Raw genomic sequence first — 17,788 nt, forward strand, 5'->3', positions numbered from 1 at the left:
GATGTCAGCACCGACGCCGCGTCCGCGCACGAAGGCCCAGGCCGCACCCGGCGCAGCGGCACCCGACGCAGCAGCGCCCGGTGCCGCCGAGCGCCGGAAGAAGGACGCGGCGCCCCGCCGGCGATCGAGCGGGGCGCGCAAGGAGCTGGTCGAGCGCCAGATCCTGGACCGTGCCACGGCCCTGTTCGCCGAGCGCGGGTTCGCCGGCACCAGCCTCCAGGACGTCGCCGAGGCGTCCGGCCTCACCCGGCCCGCGCTCTACTACTACTTCTCCAGCAAGGAGGAGCTGCTCGCCCGCCTGGTGCGCGAGACGACGATGGACGCCGCCGAGCAGCTGGAGGCCCTCCCCGAGCTCGCACCGGAGGAGCACCTGCGCGAGTTGGTGCGCACCTCCACGACGTTCCAGGCCCGGCACCGCGACCAGTTCCGGCTGCTGCTGCGATCCGAGGCCGAGCTGCCGGCCGACGTCACCGAGCTCTACACCGACGGCCGGCGCCGGGTGTTCCGGGCCTACCAGTCGGTCATCGAGCGCGGCGTCACGGCCGGCGTCTTCCGCGCGGTCGACGTCCGGACGGTGACGCTCGGTCTCATCGGGATGGTCAACTGGGTCACCTGGTGGAACCAGCCGGACGTCGACATCGCGGCCGTCGCCGACGAGTTCGCCGAGCTCGCCGTGGCCTCCGTGCTCCTGCACCGCGACCGTGACGCGGCCCCCGCCTCGGTGCACGCGGTCATGGCGATGCTCAAGGACGACCTCGCGCTGCTCGAGCACCACCTCGGGGAGACCGAGCGCTCCTGAAGCTCGAGCTCGGTCACGCGGGTGGGGGCACCGACTCCACGAAGACCCGCAGGCTCTGGAATTCCCTGATGGCCCCGGGGCCGCAGAGGTATCCGTAGCCGCTCTGCTTGAGCCCGCCCTGCTCGAACTTCTCGGACAGCACCGCCCAGCAGTTGCTCCAGACCATGCCGGACTCGATGCGCCGGGCGACCCGCTGGGCCCGCAGCGAACTGCGTGTGAAGACCGCCGCGCCCAGGCCGTACGGCGTGGCGTTGGCCCGCCGGATCGCGTCGTCCTCGTCGTCGAAGACCTCGAAGGTCTGCACCGGGCCGAAGATCTCCTCCTGGACCAGGGGTACGTCGAGGCGCTCGACCTCGACCAGGCTGGGCCGGTAGTAGGCGCCTCCCGGGCGGCGCTCGTCGGTGATCCGGCCGCCGCGGACCAGCATCGTGCCGTACGCCTCGGCCGCGGTCACCAGGGCGTCGACGCGCGCGGCGCTCGCGGCGTCGATGAGCGGCCCCAGGTCGCTGGCGGGGTCGTCGCTCGGCCCGGGGTTCAGCGACGAGATCGCCGCGACCAGGGCCTCGCGCAGGCGGCCGGCGACGGAACGGTGCACCAGGACCCGGGAACCCGTCACGCAGAACTGGCCGTTCATCACCGTGAGCGCCGCGACGATGGTCGCGACGGCGAGGTCCAGGTCGGCGTCCTCGAAGACGACCAGGGGCGTCTTGCCGCCGAGTTCGAGGCCGACCCGCTTGAGCGTCGCGCTCGCCTCCCGGGCGATGACCCGGCCGACGGCAGTGCTGCCGGTGTAGTTCACGACGTCGACCTGCGGCGAGCTGACCAGCAGCGGCGCGCCGACGTTCGCGGACTCCGAGAAGATGTTGACGACCCCCTCGGGGAAGCCCGCCGACGCCACGATGTCGGACAGGATCGCGTTGGTCAGGCCCGTCTGGCCGGGAAGTTTCACCACCACGGTGCAGCCCGCGGCCAGCGCGGGACCGAGGGCGCGGATGGTCAGGATGATCGGCGAGTTCCAGGGCGAGATGATGCCGGCGACACCGGTGGCGGCCGGGGCCGAGCGGAAGAACACGCCGGGCTGGACCTCCTCGGCGGTGCCGTGGCCGGCAGTCAGCGCGGTGCCCGCGGAGTAGCGCAGCCACTCCACCGAGGTGGCGGCCTCCCACATCGTCTCGCGCTCCAGCTTCCCGTTCTCGCGCGACAGCATGGCGCCGATCTCGGCGGCCCGCAGCGAGAGCTGGTCGGCGAGCCGGTTCAGGAGCGCGAACCTGGTGCGGGGGTCGGTGGACCAGTCGGTGGTGTCGAACGCGCGGCGCGCGGCCGCGATGGCGCGTTCGACCTGGGCCCGGTCGGCCTGGACGAACTGGCCGATCACTTCTGAGGTCGAGGGGTTCACCGAGTCGACGGCCGTCCCCTCCTCCGAGAGGGCGCCCGCGATGAGATTCGCCCGGAGCGGGGTCTCGCTGCGTACGTCGGTCGTCATGGTGGTACTCCGTTCAGGACGAGGTGGTGGTCACCGGGAGGGACGGGCGGGCGGTGGGGCGCAGGGTGGCGCGCAGCAGCTCGGCAGCGCGCCACCCGACCATCTGGATGGTGGCGCTGGGCGCCACCTGCGGGATGCGGGGCATGACCGAGGCGTCAGCGACGCGCAGGTTGGCGACGCCCGTGACGCGCAGCTCCTGGTCGACGACGCCGCCCGGGCCCATCGCGCAGGTGCCGCAGTGGTGGGCGTAGCTGAGCGACCCGGTGCGGATCGCGGCCTCGATCGTGGCCGGCTCCCGCACGGCCTCCCCCGGGCCCAGCTCGACGAGGCCGAAACCCGCCAGGGCCGGCTGCGCCGCAATCTCCCGGACGAGCGGTACGGCCGCGGCGAGGGCGGCAAGGTCTCCCTCGTCGTCGAAGTACCGGGGGTCGATGAGCGGAGGGCCCCATGGGTCGGCCGGGTCCAGCGTCAGCCGCCCGCGGCTCCGCGGCTCGTAGAGCCCGATCAGCGCGGTCGCCCCGTGGGTGACCACGGGAGCTCCCGGCGGCGTCAGCGCCAGGTGATGGAAGGCGACGCTGATGGTGCGTCCGCCCGCCCACCGGTCGCCGCGCAGGTAGAGGCCGGACTCGGCGAACTGGTTGGCCGGTCCCGCCACCGGTCGCCGCGAGGACCAGACGACCGGGAACGACGGGTGGTCCTGTAGGTTCCTCCCGACGCCCGGAAGATCGAGCACCGGGGTGATCCCGGCGGCCAGCAGCTCCTCGCGCGGGCCGATCCCGGAACGCAGCAGCAGCGCGGGCGAGTCGATCGCCCCGGCGCTGAGCACCAGCTCGCCGGAGATCGCGACCACCTCGCCGGCCTCCCCGGCGCGCAGCTCCAGCGCCGTCGCCCGGCCGCCCTCGACCACGATCCGGGCGACGGTGGTGTCGCTCCGGACGGTCAGGTTGGCCCGGTCGCGGAGGGGACGCAGGAAGGTCTCGGCGGCATCGGCGCGCCGGCCGTCGCGGATCGTCAGGTCGAACCAGCCGGCGCCCTGCGCGCCGGGGGCGTTGAGGTCCTCGACCCGGGCGTACCCGGCCTCCCCGGACGCGGCGACGAAGGCCTCGCACAGCTCGTTGCGCGACGCCGCCGTGGCGTTGTACACCGGCCCGTCGTGCCCGCGGGAACCGTCGCCTCCCGGGTGCGACTCCAGATCGCGCAGGGCCGCGGTCACCTCGTCCGGCGTCCAGTTCCGGCCCCAGGTCCGGTGGTCCTCCGCCCACGGGCGGGAGAAGATCATGGCGTTGACGGAGGTCGAGCCGCCCACGATGCGGCCGCGCGGCACGCCCAGCGTACGGCCGGCGGCACGGCTCTGCGGCACGGTCCCGTAGCCGTAGTCGTACGTGGATCCGATCGTCTCCGGCCACCGGGCCGGCACGGTCACGACGTCGGGCCGGTCGGCCGGGCCCGCCTCGATCAGCAGGACCTCGATCGAGGGGTCCTCGGTCAGCTTGTGGGCGAGGGCGCATCCGGCCGCCCCGGCGCCCACCACCACCACGTCGTACGCCATCGCCCGGTCTGTCATGCGCCCGCCTTCCGATCCGGTCCGGCCACGGCCGACGCTACAACCATTTCACGGCACCGACAACTATTTGACGCGTACGTCCAAACAACGCTGCGCGCGGGCACGGCGGCGTCCTCACCCTCTCGCCACCACCGGCGGCAGGGCCTAGGATCCGGGGCGATGAATACGCCTGGCGCATCCCGGATCGACGCCGAGGTGCTGCGTGAGGTGCTGCCCGGGCGGTGGCGGGTGCTGGCCTCCTCGTTCCCCATGTGGTTGAGCGGGCGGCGACTCGATCCCCATTTCACGTACGGGCTGCTGCCCGGCTCCCCGCTCGTCCTCAGCGACGAGGTGAGCTACCGGACGCCGGCGGGAGCCACCCGGCGGATCGCCGGGGTGGACCGCTTCGACGCCGCGGCGGGCCGGTTCACCTGGCGTGGCAGGGGGCTGCTCCGCCCGCTGTCGAGCAGCTGGCGGGTGACGCACCTCAGCGACGACCACGAGCTCGTCGTCCTCACCTTCGACCGGTCGCTGGTCACCCCGGCCGGCACCGACGTGATCGGTCGCGGCACGGACCCGCGACCGGACGCCCGCGGTCGCGTGCCGGAGGACGACACCCTGCACTGGCTTTCCTGACCCCCGGACCCGAGGAGTTCCCGCATGGCCGTCGATCATTCGCGTACGCCGCCCGCGGTGCCCGGGCTGCCGCTGCTGGGCAACGCCCTGCGGATGATGGGCGACGTGCAGGGTTTCCTCGTCGACGCGTACCGCCGGATGGGCCCGGTGTACCGGGTCCGCGCCCTGAACCAGACGTTCGTCATCATGGCCGGCGAACGCGCCAACCGGTTCCTGATCGAGCACGGCGAGGACGTGTTCACCAGCGAGGAGAGCTTCGGCGGCCTGAACCGGCAGTTCCACATGCGGGTGCACGTGCTGAACGGGCGGCCGCACCGGCACCTGCGCAGGCAACTCGCCACCGGACTGTCCCGGGACCTGCTGGCCGCGCGCTGGGACGAGGTCATGGGGAGCACCGAACGGGCCTTCGGGTCCTGGGTGGGCGAGCGGGCCCTGCCGGTCGTCGACCGGTTCCAGCGGCTCGCCGCCGATCAGCTGTCCGTCGCCTTCACCGGGGCGAGCTCGGCCGCCCGGTTCGAGACGTTGCGGTGGGCGTTCGAACTGGTCCTCGACGTCACCATCGCCGGGAAGTGGCCGCGCGTGGTCCTGCGCCGGCCGGCGTACCGGCGGGCCCGCGCCGAGATCCTCGCCTTCGCCCGGGACGCCCTCGAGCACCGCGCCCGGAATCCGCACAGCGGTCCGGCGGACCTGCTCGACCAGGCGCTCACGGCGGTGGACGAGAACGGGCATCCGTACCCGCCGGAGGTGCGCGCGGGCATGGCGTTGCAGGGCTACTTCGCGGGCATCAACACGGTCGCCTACCTCTACAGCTTCATGCTGTACGCGCTGCTGCGGAATCCCGAGGTGCTCGCGCGCGTACGGTCCGAAGTGGACGCCGCCGGACCGCTGACCTTCGCGGGCCTGCGCCACCTGCCGGCGTTGCACGGGCTGGTGCTCGAGACCCTGCGCGTCTACCCGCCGGCGCCGGGCTCCGCGCGTACGGCCGCCAAAGCCTTTGAATTCGAGGGTTTCCGCATCGATCGGGGACGCCGGGTGCTCGTGGCGACCTCGGTGCCGCACCAACTGCCGGAGCATTTCCCGGCACCCGAGCGGTTCGACATCGACCGCGACTTCGCGGCGGCGCGCCGGGCCGCCGTGTACGCCCCCTTCTCGGTGGGCGGCCACACCTGCCTCGGCGCGGGCATGACCGAGGTGCTCGCGGTCGCGACGATGGCCACGCTCGTCCGGCGGCTGACCGCTGCCCTGCCCCGCCCGGACCAGCCCCTGCGGATCACCGCCACGCCGGGCCCCAACCCGGGCAAGGGTTTCACGGTGGCGGTCACCGCGCGGAGGGCATGACCGCGGCGGCAAGCGTCCGCCCCGGGCCACGTCATCGGATGCGGCCCTCCGATCGGGCAGCGCCTACCGCGTCGCCTCCGCCGTGTGCGTCCCGCGCAGAACGAAGGCGAGCGCCACCTCCGCGGCCCCGACGAGCAGGCTGCTGAGCCCTGTGAGGATCACCAGCGCGGCAAGGGAGACGTCGGGCATCAGCAGGAACACGAATCCCGCGGCGCAGGACAGCAAGCCTACGCAGAGAAGGCCGAGGCGGGCCGCACCCGTGCGCTGAAGGCCCAGCACGACCTCGGTGAGCCCGCTGAGGATCCAGGTGATGGCGAACAGCAGGGACAGCACGGCCAGGCGGTTCACGAGGTCGCGCAGACAGACCAGCCCGGCGACGAGAACGACGACGCCGACCATCCCGGACAGCACATGGTGGGCGATGCTCCCGCTGCCGGGAAGGAAGGCGCTGATGATCCGGGCGATGCCCGCCATGAGAAGCCACACCCCGGCGAGAGCTGACATCACGCGGAGCGAGACGTCCGGCAAGAGGAGCACCGCGGCACCGAAGGCCACCCCGAGCACGCCGGTCGCCAGGACGGCCTTCCACGGGACGGCGATCGAGCGGAGCTCGGCCGCAACGCCCGGCCGGGCGGCTGCCGTGTTGTTGCCTGTCCCGATCATGCTGACCTCCTCCGGCGCTCGCCCGTGCGTTCGGGCGCGGTCGCCATGCCGAGCTAACCGGGACACGGGGGCACGGGTCATCATCCGCCGCGGGGGAACCGGCCCTTCGCGGTGGGCCGCTCCGCGGCTTCCGGCCGCGGCGGCACATCAGCCGGCCCGGGCGAACTCACCCACTCGGCTCCGGTCTGCGCCCGGTAGGCGGAGACCGCCTCGTCCAGGGTCGCGAAGAAGTGCGCCGGGCCGATCGCTTCCGTCAGCCCGTACCTGTCGATCTTGCGCCGTACCGGGTCCTTGAGTTCGGCCCACACCAGCACGATTCCGTCGGCGTCCAGTTCGGCCAGGAGCACCGTCAGCATGTCCGCCGCGGTGGTGTCGACGTCGGTCACGGGCTCCGCCGCCAGAACGATCCAGCGCGGCCGCGGTTCGGCGCGGGCCAGGCCGCGGATCTGATCGCGGAACACCCGGGCGTTGGCGAAGATCAGCGGGGCGTCGAAGCGGAACAGCATCAGGCCGGGCAGACGGTCCGCGACCGGGTACGAACGCACGTCGTGGTAGCCCGGCACACCGGGCGCCCTCCGTAGCTCGGTCTGGTAGGGCCACCACACCCGCCGGAACACGTTGAGGACCGACATCCCGACCGCGACGCCGATGCCGGGCAGGACGCCGAGAAGCGCCACTCCGAGGAAAGCGGTGATCGAGACCAGGAACTCGAGACGGCGGCGACGCCACAGACGCACCGTGCCACGCACGTCCGCCAGCGACATCGACGCCGCGATCACCACGGCGCCGAGAGCGGGCTGGGGCAGATCCCGCAGCAGGCCGGGGGTGAGCAGGAGCATGGCGAGGATGACGGCGGCACCGACGATGCCGGTCACCTGGGTACGGGCGCCGGACTGCTCGGCGACGGCGGTGCGTGAGCCGCTGGTGCTGACCGGGAAGCCCTGGAAGAAGGAGGCCGCGACGTTGGCCGCGCCGACACCGATCATCTCCTGGTCGGGCCGGATCTCCTGACCGGTACGGGCGGCGAACGACGACGCGGTGGAGATGGTGTCGGCCAGTGACACGACGGTGATGCCGACGGCGCCGGCCAGCAGTGGCACAAGCTGGGACCAGGACGCGTGGGGCAGGCTGAGGGGCGGGAAGCCGGCCGGCAAGGGGCCGACGAGGACCACGCCGCGGCTGCCCAGGTCCGCCACCCACGTCGCGGCGATCGCGGCGACGACGGCGATCAGCACCGCCGGCACCTTCGGCAGCCATCGCTGGAGCACCACGATGATGGCCAGGGTGACCAGGCCCACCGCGCATGCGGCCGGAACGGCGTCGCCGCTCGCCAGCCCCCGGAGGAAGCCGGCTGCCTCGTTGAGCAGCCCGTCGCCGTCCACGGAGAACCCGCAGAGCTTGGGCAGCTGACTGACGAAGATGGTGACCGCGAGACCGTTCATGTAGCCGATCTGCGTGGGCTTGGACAGCAGGTCCGCGACGAACCCCAGCCTGGCGACCCCGGCCACCGCCATGATCACGCCGACCATCAGGGCGAGCATCGAGGCCAGGCCCATGGTCGTCGCCACGTCGGCGCCGGTGCCGACCACGGTGATCAGCACCGCAGCGATCATGGGTCCCAATGAGGAGTCCGGCCCGACCACGAGGATCCGGGAGGAACCGAAGAGGGCATAGCCGATCAGCCCGAACACGGTCGTGTACAGCCCGGTGATCGGCGGCAGGCCGGCAAGTTCCGCGTACGCCATGCCCTGCGGGACCAGCAGGCTCGACAGGACCAGGCCAGCGACGAGGTCCTTGGGCAACCACCGGCGGCGGTAGCCGGCCACGACCCGCACCCCGGGCACCCATCGGCCCCCAGCCGCGCGTGCCCCTGCCGCCGGCTCCTTCGCCGCCGTCACCGCCTGCTCCATCGCGGGCCGACCATCATCCACTCCGCCTCCCATGAGCGCAGCCGCCGGCGATCGAGGCGCCGGACGACGATGCGCCGGACGCCGGCCAGCAAGGCAACGAGCACCGCCACTGCCAGCAGCGCGGCGGCCGACGCGTCCACACCCGCGTTACGCCGACGCGGTGGCCGTACCAGATCACCGTGCTCGTCGATCCAGACGGGCACCGTGCTACCGGCCGGCATGCCCGCCGGCACGGGGACGGCGCCCGAACGGTCGACGCCGTCCGGGCCGGACCAGCGCGCCAGCACCGACACGTCGGTGGGGAGCGGCGGCGCCTCCCCTGCCGCGTAAACCAGGTTCGGCGCGTCCTGTACCAGCACGGCGACCGCGGGGCGGTGGTGCTGCTTCTCCCACGCGTTCGCGCGCACGTCGGCGCCGTACGCCATGCTCCCCGCCCGCCATGCCACCCAAGGCCCAGCGAGCAGGATCACCATGGCGAGCCCCAGCGTCATCCAGGCCTGGATCCGGTCCGAGCCACGACGCAGCGGAGCACGGGTCCACGGCATCGGGCGGGTCGTCCGCTTTCCCAGCATGCGGCCTCTCCTGTCATGAGTCGCCGTAGGCTCCGGCCACCTCAGCGCCGTGCACCGACACCGCGTACGTGACGACGACCGTCATCGCGATGGCCGTCACCGACCACATCGGGTAGACGTCGAGAAAGACGAAGTTGACCAGGGCAGCCACAACGGCCAGCAGGACGGTGGTGACCCGCGCCCAGACAAGGCCCCGGAGCAGCCCCAACCCCGTGACGGCGGCCACCGTGCCGATCGCTGTGTGTACCCAGGCGACGGCGGTCAGACCGACCGGCAACAGCAGGTCCGCCCGTCCGCCGGCCAGCGCCTCCGGCCGGAGGAGAGCCAGCAGACCGGTGCTGACGTGCACGACCCCCAGCATGAAGATCATGATCGCGCCGAGCAGCGCCCAGCCGGCCCACGCCGTCGCTTCGCTGCGGGTGACGCCGGCGTACGCCGCACCCGGCACCGTCTCGGGGTCCGGCATGGTGCCTCCTTCGCTCAGCAGGTGCCCGACATGGCGTCACCGAGGGTCCGGACCCCGGCCTGCAACTGGGCCAGGGCCGTCCGCACCGAGGCGAGGCCGGCCACACCGGGCGTCTCCCGGGCCGCGGCAACGCTCTCCGAGACCTGTTCGGAGGCGGCCCGCACGGCCGCGATCTCGGCCGCGAACTGCGCTCCGGCATCGGTCAGGAGCTGCCGGACATCTGCCCGCAACTGCTGCAACTGCGCCTTCAGCGGGGGCAGGCCGTTCTCCGCCACGTTCACGTTGCGGATCTGGTGCATCGTGGTCTGTACGGCGGCGAGGCTGGCACACACCGGCGGAGGGTCTGCGCCGCACCCGCCGATGCCGAGCGTCGCCGCCACCGTCATGGCGGCGATCCGGGCAGGCATCCGTTTCATGCGTCCAGCCTCACCGCCGGGCTCCGGCCGTACGTCATCTGGCGAGGATGAACGCGGCGGCAATGGATGATGCCGGCCCGCATCCTTGCGGGCCGGCATCCGGAAGGTCCGGCGGTCCTACCCGGGTCCTCGCCCTGACCCGGTGAATGCCGGACCGGTGGTCACGGGACGGAGGGGGCCGGCGAGGTTGTCACCGTGTCGGCCCCCGAGTCGGTGGACCCGCCGTGCAGCGCGGCCTGGAGTTCCGCCTCGGTCTCCTTGGGCAGCGACGACTTGAGCACCGTGCCGCCGAACTGCGCCAGTCCCTCGACGGCCTTGTCGGGCGTGGCGTGCTCGACGACCAGGAACAACGCCGACGTGCCGGGCTGCAGCATGTCGCGTACCTGGGACTGGAATTCCTTGTTGATCGCGCCCTTGGACATCTTGCCCATGAGCGCTCCCAGTCCCGCACCGACCGCCATTCCGAGCACAGGAATGAAGAAGAGCATGCCGAACAGCAGGCCCCAGAACATTCCCCAGGTAGCGCCTCCGCCCACCGCGTGGTGGTTGGTCGTGACGTGGAACTTGCCTTCCCGGTCGCGGATGATGGCCGCAATGGCGTCGGGCTGGATGATCAGATCCTTCGCGAGACGTTGTGCCTCCAGCGACGCAGCCGTCGCGGTGGTCTCGTCGGGGTAACCGATGGCGACGAGTGTTGCCATGATTCGTACACATCCCTTCGCTGATCTGCACCGCCGGGTCGCGTCCGCGGCGTCGGCACCCAGTCAGCCACGCCGGCCGCCCGGCGGCCTCATTACGCACGAATGAGGCTGGGCCGGTTCTCACGGCAGCCACCAGCACCACTCCCACCGGATGAGGCGGCATCGCCCGCAACAGCCGAGTATCGGGTCGGGTGGGCCACGGCCGTGGGTCTCACCCTCACCCGATCACACGAAGGAGTGGGGCAGATGGCCATCGGTCCGGTTCAGATGATCGTGCTGGGCTTCGATCATCCGCATTTCCATGGCGAGGTGATCGCCGAACTGGAGGCGCTCCGCAGGAGCGACACCGTCAGGGTGATCGACGCGCTCGCTGTCTACAAGGACGCCCGCGGGCAGATCGAGGTCGAGCACTTGAGCAACCTGTCCACCGAGGAGGCGGTCGAACTCGGCAGCAAGATCGGAGCGCTGCTGGGCCTCGGCATCGACGGTGAGGCCGGCATGGAGACCGGAGCGACCGCGGGCGCGGAGGCCGGCCTGGCGGGGGTGAGAGCGTTCAGCGACGAGGACGCCTGGGACATCCTCGCGGAGATTCCCGACGACTCCGCGGCGGCGCTCCTGCTCATCGAGCACCACTGGGCCGTGCCGCTGCGGGATGCCATTGCCCGGGCCGGCGGCCGCCGGATCAGCGACGGCTTCATCAGCCCGTTCGACCTGGTCGCCATCGGCCTGGCCACGGCGGTCGAGGCCAAGGAGCTGCACGACCTGGAGTCGGCGCCGGCCCGGTAGCCGGCCGCGAACACAAGGAGGAAGAACATGTTCGGATCCCGCCGGGTAGCCCGGCGTACAGCACGCCGCACGGCACGGCGAGTGTCGAGACGCCGCCGTTGACGGAAGACCCGGAGACCGCGGATGCAGCGGGGTGACGTCCCGGCTCATCCGCGGCGGGTGGCGCGCCGGGCCGGCGGCCGGAGCAGGGTGACGACATGCATACATCAGACCCGGAGCCTGGATCCCCGCCGGCGCAGCGCCCTGTCGCCCGATGGACGGACATGGTGGTAGGCGTCGCCTTCGCGACCGGCGAAGGCGCTTCCGGCGTCGTCGCGGCTGCGCGCCGCGCGGCCGGTCGGGGGCGCCGGCGCATCGACGGGCTCGCCGGCCGGGGCGCCGCGGAACGGACGCGGTGGCGACGGCGCGCGACGTGGGCGGCCGGGGCCACGGCGAACGCCATCGCGACCGCGCCGGTGATCGACCGCGTCGTGGACAGTCAGCTCCAGCGCGTGCTCCGCCCGGTCGTGCACGCCGTGCTGGATGAGGTGCTGGCGTTGCTGGAGACCGAGCCCGAGCGGATCCGGCCGCTTCTCCGGGGCCAGCGCGAGGGCCTGGTCGACGAACTCCTCGAACGGCTGAGGGCCGGCGCGGAGGCCGGCGACACGGCGGTCGACCGCCTGACCTTCCGGGTGTTCCACCCGGGATCGCGTCCCGAGCCCGCGCCGCCGTCCGGCCCGTGAACGTCTCCTACGCCGGGCCGGTGAGCCGGGCAACCGCGTACCTGATCGATGCGCTTCTGGTCGCCGTCGTCTTCGCGTGCGGCGCGGCGATCGCCGGCATGATCACGTCAGTCCTGGGCGCGCGCCTGGACCACGTGGCCGACGCGGTCATGTCGGCGCTGTTTCTGGTCCTGCCCGCCATCCTCGCAAGTTACTGTGCCCTGTTCTGGTCACTGGCCGGCCGCACACCGGGGATGGCGGTGCTGGGGGTGCGGGTGGCCCCCGTGCACCCCGGCCGGCTCTCCCTCCCCGCGGCGCTGCTGCGAGCGCTCGTCCTGGCGTATTTCCCGATCGGAGCCGTCTGGGCGCTGGTGGACCGGCGACATCAGGCCGCTCACGACAAGGTGGCCCGCACCGTGGTGCTGAGAAGCCCTTCGGGGGCGCGGCGGTTCACGGAGCTCTCGGGAAACGCCGGACCGCCCCGGCGCACCAGCCGGCCGCGTTCTGCTGACGTTCCTCGACCGTGATGGCCGCTTCGTCGACGCGGATCGCCGTCCAGGACCGGCCGGTTCCGCGGGTACGCCGGCTGACGGCGGTGCCGGCCACCACCTCGACCGGCCGGTGTGCCGTTCCTTTCAGCTCCAGTGTGCCCGCCGCGGGCACGTGGGTGTGCCCGGCCAGAATCAGATCCACGCCGGCGGAGCCGAGAGCCCGCATCAGCCGGTCATGACCGGCGAGCCGGGCCAGGCCCGCGGCGCGCGGCGGATGATGCACGGCGAGTACCCGCACTGCCCCGGCCGGCGCCGACCCGAGCACCGCGACGACCGTGTCGCTCTGCCGTCGCGTCACGCGGCCGCTCTTCCACCGCCACGGCGGGGTGGTCTGCAACCCGAGCGCGGTCAGGCCGGACAGCCGCCGCACCGGATCGAGCTCCGTCCGGACGAGAAGCCGGAAGCGCCGGTACGGCGCCAGCAACCGCTCGAGGCCGACCAGCGGCAGATCGTGGTTGCCGGAGACGACGAGCAGCGGCTGCGGAAGCCGGTCCAGAAGATTCCGGGCCAGCCGGAACTGCCAGGGACGGGCCCGCATCGTCAGATCGCCGGTGACCACGGTCAGCGTCGGGGCCGCCGCCGCGACATCGGCCGCGATCGACGCCACGGCCGCCGGGTCGTGCGCACCCAGATGGAGATCCGAAAGGTGCGCGATGACGATGCGGCTTCCGTTACCGGCCATGGTCACCTCCGTCGCGAGCAGCGCAATCCCCATTCTCGCGGCCGGCCGGTAGCACCGGCCTCATCTCGGCGGGGTGAGGCAGCGGGCGCGCACACAGCGCACGCTCGGCGTCAGCACGGCTCTTGATCGAGCACCGGAGTCACTCTCGCCGACGACCCAGGGAGGATCGCTGTGTCGACACCCGCGCGGCACCCCGCCACCAGCCAGCTGCGGCATCCCGCCGAGCTGCCGTTCTTCATCATCATGGTGATGCTCAACGTTCTGATCATCGGCTTCATCGTGCAGGCGGCCGTGATGCTGCCGGTGCTGCCCGAACGGCTCCAGGACACCGGATGGGCCACAGCCGTGCGAAGTGCGCTCCTCGGCCTGCTCCTGCTGGTCCCGGCGCTCATCGTGGTCCGCGAGACGCAGCGCGCCTCCGTACGCGGCACAGCAGTCGAGCTGTCCCCCCGTCAGTATCCGGAGCTGTACCGCACGGCGGACGACTTCGCCCATCGACTCGGACTGCGGCGGCGCCCGCAGATCTACCTCAGCAACGGCAACGGCACGCTGAACGCCTTCGCGGCGCAGGCCACCGGGCACGACTACGTGGTGCTGTCGAACGAGCTCTTCGTGAACCTCTACCACGGGAACCAGGAGGGTCTGCGGTTCATTCTGGGCCACGAGCTCGGCCACATCCGGCTGCACCATGTCTCGCTGTGGTACCAGCTGGCCGTGGCGTATTCCGAACCTATTCCGCTGCTGGGGCCGGCGTTGTCGCGGCTGCGCGAGTATTCCTGCGACCGGCACGGCGCCCACCTGGCACCGGAGGGAATGACGGGTCTCGTGCTGCTGGCGTCGGGCCGGCACACCGAGCATGTCGTGGACGTGGACGAGCTGGTCCGGCAGGGCCGGTCGCTGCGGGGCTTCTGGGTCGGCCTGTCCCAGCTGCCGCGCTCCCATCCGTTCACGGTCCGCCGGCTGGAGCGTCTCTACCGACTCGGATTCTTCCGCGCCGGGCCGCGCCCGGCCGGGGCCGAGCCGCGGGCATGAGCCGGCCGTGCGGCTACAGCCCTTCGCGGACCGCGACCCGGCCGGAGCGTGCCGCGGCTCTCAGCCGGCCGTAGTCCCGCTCGTTGAGGTCGGCGTAGCGCTCGGAGAACTCCACCATCGCCCGGTCGAAGGCGTCGCCGCCGCCGAGGTAGCCGGCGATCGCCAGGCGGTCACCGGTGCGCGCGTGGGCCCGGGCCAGGGTCCAGCCGCAGAGAGCGCCGTACACCCGCATCGCCTCCGGATCCATCGTCTCGACCACCGCCGAACCCTTCCAGTCGCGCAGTTGCCGCACGTAGAAGTCGCGGATCCGGCCGTCGATCCCGGCCACCGTCTGCCAGCCCAGGAAGATGTCGCCCGCCGACTGCATCAGCCGCTGCCCGCACACGACTCGTTCGCCTTCGCTCCGCCACTCGCCGGCGGAGACGTGCGGGACCCGACCGGCGAGGACCGAGGGCGGCGCCTCCTTCACCTGTAGGAGCAGGGGATCATGCTCGTCGCGGCCGCTGAGCAGCACCACCCAGCATCTGGTGCCGACGCTGCCGACCCCGACGACCTTGCGCGCCAGGTCGACGAACCGGTAACCCTCGAACAGCCGGCGCCGGTCGGGCGCCAGCGTGCCGGCGTACGCGGCGAGCAGGTCGCGCACCTGGCTCTCCAGCTCGATTCGGTCCGTGTCCGGCAACAGCTCACTCACCGGGACCAGCAGCGGAGGATCCGACACGATGCGGCGGCATCCGCCGACCACTGCCGTCAGCTTGCGGAAGGCCTGCATGCTGTCGTGGGTACGGGCTCTGGCCTGCGCCGCGGCGAAACGCCTGCGTTGTGCCGCGCCGACCTGCTCCTTGAGCAGCACGTCGACCTCCTCGACGTCGGCGCGCGCGTACCACACCTCGGCATTACCCTGACCGGCGAAGCGGCGCATGGCCCGCCGATAACGTCCCACGGCGGCCAGCACGACGGCGGCACGGACCTTGCGGCGGAAACCGTTGTCGCGGCCGGCCACGGCGAGGCTCGCCGCCAGACGCTTGACGTCCCATTCCCACGGACCCGGGTGCGTCTCGTCGAAGTCGTTGACGTCGAAGACCAGCCTGCGCTCCGGTGACGCGAAGACGCCGAAGTTGCACAGGTGCGCATCGCCGCAGAGCTGGCACGTCAATCCCGAGTCCGGGGTCCGGGCTAGGTCCGAGGCCATCACCGCCGCGGCACCGCGGAAGTACGCGAACGGGGAGACCAGCATCCGGCCGTAACGGATCGGCACGAGCTCGGGAAGCCGGGTCTCACTCTGGCCGACGAGGACGTCGACCGGGTCGGGGCGGTCGTCGCCGGCGGGCACGCCGGCCTGCGACTCGCGCGAGGCACGGGCGCGGGCCGAGCGTCCGGCGGCGAATCGTGCCGCCGGACCGATGTCATCGTGTGCCGTCCGAACAGACATGTGATACCTCCGGGAGTCGGCCGGCAACTCCGGCGCTTCCTGCCACCACACACCGCCCCCAGCGGCCGGCACACCATCCACCGGGGACGAGCCCGGGCCACTCGGCCGGAAGGCGGCACGGGATCAAGCTCCGGCAAACGTCACTCATGCCGGATGACCCCAAGGGCCGCGCGACGGCTCAAGCTCGAAGGCAGGCGGCGAGAGGAGAAACACAATGACCGCGTCACCACCTCCGGAGGGCATCGCGGTGGCGTACGAGAGGGTGATGCGGGAGCTCGCTGTGCTGCGACACGAGCGGGCCGCGCTCGCTCGCAAACTCAGATCGGATCAGGACCTGCGCCCGTGGCAGGTCGAACTCCTCAAGCTGCAGCGCCACCTCGAGGACGAGGACCTGCGCATGATCGTGCTCTTCGAGGGACGCGACGCGGCCGGCAAGGGCGGTGCGATCCGCCGGGTCACCCGGTACATGAACGAGAAGCACTACCGCGTCGTCGCGCTGGGCCGGCCGACCGAGGAACAGCGGTCCCAGTGGTACTTCCAGAGATACGTGGCGCAGTTCCCGACCGGCGGGGAGATCGTGTTGTTCGACCGCAGCTGGTACAACCGCGCGATGGTCGAACGGGTCTTCGGATTCTGCAGCCACAAGGAATATCAGGACTTCCTGCGCGGAGTCACCGGATTCGAGAAGGATCTGGTGCGGCAGGGCACAGTGCTCGTGAAGCTGTACTTCAGCGTCACCAAGGAGACCCAGGCCCGCCGCTTCGAGCGGCGGATGACCGATCCGCTGCGCCGATGGAAGCTGAGCGAGATCGATCTGCAGGCCCAGTGCCGCTGGGACGACTTCACCGAACGCAAATACGAGATGCTGCTTCGCACCAGCACCGGGGCGGCACCATGGCTGATCGTCCGGGCGAACGACAAGCAGCAGGCCCGGCTGAACGCGATCAAGGTCATCCTCGGTGCCGTGGACTACAAGGAGCGCAACCCGGATCTCGATCTGGCTCCCGATCCGCGCATCGTCGTCCCGGGTGGGGACGAGATCTCGACGATGCAGTCCGAGTTGCGGCGCAGCGGCCGATTCACCGGATGACTCTGCGGCGAACGCCGCGAGGAGGGTGCAGCAATGCTTGAGGCGTCGTACCAGGTCCGGGTCGCCGGGGTCATCCCGGCCGAGCTGTTGTCGGAACTGCGCGACCTGACCGTCAGCGTGGAGCCGCCGGAGACGGTGCTGCACGGATCGCTGCCGGATCAGTCCGCGGTCGTGGGGCTCATCTCCCGCCTGCACGGACTCGGCCTGCGCCTCATCGAGGTGCGGCGGCTGCCCGCCGAGGAGCAACCGCGGACACCACCGGACCCGGCCCGCTGACCTGAGGCCGACGGGAGCGGGCGGATGCGACTCCGGCCGGCCGAGCGCGGCTACGGCCGTGTCCTGCTGCTCATCCTGGCCACGTACCTGCTGGCGCTGGTGCCCGGCGATCGGTGGTTCCCGGCGGTCCTGCTCGTTCTGCAGGCCGCCACCGTCTGGCAGGCGTTGCGGATGTCCGGCGCACGTCCAGCGGTCAGGGCCGTCGCCGCGGCCGTGGTGGCGCTCGCCCTGGCGGCGACGGCGTCCGCCGTGCTCGCACCGGGGACCACGCTCATCGGGCTGACCTTCCTGACGGCCGGCGCGCTCTCCGTCATCGCGCCCGTCTCGATCGTCCGCGACATCGGTGTCCATCGCCGGGTCGACCGGCAGACGATGCTCGGCGCGCTGGCTGCCTACCTGCTGATCGGCATGGCGTTCGGCTTCGCGTACGCCTGCCTCGGGGCACTGCAGACCGGCCCCCTGTTCGGCGACGCCGGGGACCCGGCGCTCCCCCAGTCACTGTTCTTCAGCTTCGTCACGCTCACCACCACCGGGTACGGCGACCTCGTACCCGCAGCCAATCCCGCGCAGAGCCTCGCCGTGCTGGAAGCCCTGATCGGTCAGTTGTTCCTGGTGACCGCCGTGGCCAAGGTGGTGGAGAACTGGCGGCCACGCGGCTGGCAGCAGGACGGTGGGAAGTCCGGCGACGCCGCCGCCCCACCGCCCTGACCG

The 17,788-nt window shown here is 71.9% G+C and carries 20 protein-coding genes; 10 read left to right on the top strand and 10 right to left on the bottom strand.

All coding sequences use genetic code 11. From position 1 onward, the window contains the following. Window position 1: 1 nt before the first annotated feature. Window positions 2-799, top strand: coding sequence for a TetR/AcrR family transcriptional regulator (locus CLV70_RS11590; RefSeq protein ID WP_106126420.1), 798 nt, complete (start codon window positions 2-4; stop codon window positions 797-799). Window positions 800-812: 13 nt separating this feature from the next. Here CLV70_RS11590 and CLV70_RS11595 read toward each other — a convergent pair whose 3' ends face one another. Both CLV70_RS11595 and CLV70_RS11600 read right to left on the bottom strand, forming a co-directional pair. Beyond that, a complete protein-coding gene (locus CLV70_RS11595; protein ID WP_106126421.1) occupies window positions 813-2,282 on the bottom strand; it encodes an aldehyde dehydrogenase family protein in 1,470 nt (489 codons plus the stop codon). A 13-nt stretch (window positions 2,283-2,295) separates the two neighbouring features. Beyond that, complete coding sequence (locus CLV70_RS11600) at window positions 2,296-3,846, bottom strand: GMC family oxidoreductase (protein ID WP_106126422.1); 1,551 nt, start codon at window positions 3,844-3,846, stop codon at window positions 2,296-2,298. Between the two features lie 159 nt (window positions 3,847-4,005). Between CLV70_RS11600 and CLV70_RS11605 the strand changes: the two genes are divergently transcribed. After that, window positions 4,006-4,461, top strand: a complete 456-nt coding sequence (locus CLV70_RS11605; protein WP_146164034.1) for a hypothetical protein — start codon at window positions 4,006-4,008, stop codon at window positions 4,459-4,461. A gap of 24 nt (window positions 4,462-4,485) precedes the next feature. Continuing rightward, on the top strand, window positions 4,486-5,799 hold the full coding sequence (locus CLV70_RS11610) for a cytochrome P450 (RefSeq protein WP_106126424.1): 1,314 nt from the start codon (window positions 4,486-4,488) through the stop codon (window positions 5,797-5,799). 63 nt (window positions 5,800-5,862) lie between these two features. Here CLV70_RS11610 and CLV70_RS11615 read toward each other — a convergent pair whose 3' ends face one another. From CLV70_RS11615 to CLV70_RS11640, 6 genes are all read right to left on the bottom strand, one after another. Then, window positions 5,863-6,462 carry an HdeD family acid-resistance protein gene (locus CLV70_RS11615; RefSeq protein WP_158277754.1) on the bottom strand — a complete coding sequence of 200 codons (600 nt, stop codon included), beginning with the start codon at window positions 6,460-6,462 and terminating at the stop codon, window positions 5,863-5,865. An 80-nt stretch (window positions 6,463-6,542) separates the two neighbouring features. Beyond that, window positions 6,543-8,297, bottom strand: a complete 1,755-nt coding sequence (locus CLV70_RS11620; RefSeq protein ID WP_245908166.1) for a SulP family inorganic anion transporter — start codon at window positions 8,295-8,297, stop codon at window positions 6,543-6,545. A gap of 59 nt (window positions 8,298-8,356) precedes the next feature. Beyond that, window positions 8,357-8,944 (bottom strand): Rv1733c family protein, encoded by a 588-nt coding sequence (locus tag CLV70_RS11625; protein ID WP_146164035.1) that lies wholly within the window; start codon window positions 8,942-8,944, stop codon window positions 8,357-8,359. 13 nt (window positions 8,945-8,957) lie between these two features. After that, the gene (locus CLV70_RS11630; RefSeq protein WP_245908167.1) at window positions 8,958-9,410 is read right to left on the bottom strand and encodes a DUF7144 family membrane protein; all 453 of its coding nucleotides are present in this window, start codon (window positions 9,408-9,410) and stop codon (window positions 8,958-8,960) included. A 14-nt stretch (window positions 9,411-9,424) separates the two neighbouring features. Beyond that, a complete protein-coding gene (locus tag CLV70_RS11635) occupies window positions 9,425-9,826 on the bottom strand; it encodes a hypothetical protein (protein ID WP_146164036.1) in 402 nt (133 codons plus the stop codon). Window positions 9,827-9,987: 161 nt separating this feature from the next. After that, window positions 9,988-10,527, bottom strand: coding sequence for a DUF1269 domain-containing protein (locus CLV70_RS11640; protein ID WP_106126429.1), 540 nt, complete (start codon window positions 10,525-10,527; stop codon window positions 9,988-9,990). A gap of 246 nt (window positions 10,528-10,773) precedes the next feature. On the opposite strand from CLV70_RS11640, the gene CLV70_RS11645 reads away from it, so the two are divergent. The 3 genes from CLV70_RS11645 (at window position 10,774) to CLV70_RS11655 (ending at window position 12,541) form a co-directional block, all read left to right on the top strand. Beyond that, window positions 10,774-11,313, top strand: a complete 540-nt coding sequence (locus tag CLV70_RS11645) for a hypothetical protein (protein ID WP_106126430.1) — start codon at window positions 10,774-10,776, stop codon at window positions 11,311-11,313. Between the two features lie 263 nt (window positions 11,314-11,576). Further along, window positions 11,577-12,035, top strand: a complete 459-nt coding sequence (locus tag CLV70_RS11650; RefSeq protein WP_106126431.1) for a hypothetical protein — start codon at window positions 11,577-11,579, stop codon at window positions 12,033-12,035. Then, window positions 12,032-12,541, top strand: a complete 510-nt coding sequence (locus CLV70_RS11655) for an RDD family protein (protein WP_106126432.1) — start codon at window positions 12,032-12,034, stop codon at window positions 12,539-12,541. The genes CLV70_RS11650 and CLV70_RS11655 overlap by 4 nt, the downstream gene beginning before the upstream one ends. Here the strand turns inward: CLV70_RS11655 and CLV70_RS11660 are convergent. Next, window positions 12,465-13,247: a metallophosphoesterase family protein gene (locus CLV70_RS11660; RefSeq protein ID WP_106126535.1), complete on the bottom strand. Its 783-nt coding sequence runs from the start codon at window positions 13,245-13,247 to the stop codon at window positions 12,465-12,467. The genes CLV70_RS11655 and CLV70_RS11660 overlap by 77 nt on opposite strands. Before the next feature lie 171 nt (window positions 13,248-13,418). Between CLV70_RS11660 and CLV70_RS11665 the strand changes: the two genes are divergently transcribed. Further along, window positions 13,419-14,279, top strand: coding sequence for a M48 family metallopeptidase (locus CLV70_RS11665; protein ID WP_245908168.1), 861 nt, complete (start codon window positions 13,419-13,421; stop codon window positions 14,277-14,279). Between the two features lie 13 nt (window positions 14,280-14,292). On the opposite strand, the gene CLV70_RS11670 is transcribed toward CLV70_RS11665, so the two are convergent. Then, the gene (locus tag CLV70_RS11670) at window positions 14,293-15,711 is read right to left on the bottom strand and encodes a DUF2252 domain-containing protein (protein ID WP_106126433.1); all 1,419 of its coding nucleotides are present in this window, start codon (window positions 15,709-15,711) and stop codon (window positions 14,293-14,295) included. A gap of 214 nt (window positions 15,712-15,925) precedes the next feature. Here CLV70_RS11670 and ppk2 point away from each other — a divergent pair, with 214 nt between their 5' ends. From ppk2 to CLV70_RS11685, 3 genes are read left to right on the top strand one after another with little or no spacing between them, the layout of a single operon-like run. Next, the gene (ppk2, locus tag CLV70_RS11675) at window positions 15,926-16,801 is read left to right on the top strand and encodes a polyphosphate kinase 2 (RefSeq protein WP_106126434.1); all 876 of its coding nucleotides are present in this window, start codon (window positions 15,926-15,928) and stop codon (window positions 16,799-16,801) included. A gap of 33 nt (window positions 16,802-16,834) precedes the next feature. Beyond that, window positions 16,835-17,077, top strand: coding sequence for a hypothetical protein (locus CLV70_RS11680; RefSeq protein ID WP_106126435.1), 243 nt, complete (start codon window positions 16,835-16,837; stop codon window positions 17,075-17,077). Window positions 17,078-17,101: 24 nt separating this feature from the next. Next, a complete protein-coding gene (locus tag CLV70_RS11685) occupies window positions 17,102-17,785 on the top strand; it encodes a potassium channel family protein (RefSeq protein ID WP_106126436.1) in 684 nt (227 codons plus the stop codon). Window positions 17,786-17,788 lie beyond the last annotated feature (3 nt).

This window comes from Pseudosporangium ferrugineum, assembly GCF_003002065.1.
Classification (GTDB): domain Bacteria; phylum Actinomycetota; class Actinomycetes; order Mycobacteriales; family Micromonosporaceae; genus Actinoplanes; species Actinoplanes ferrugineus_A.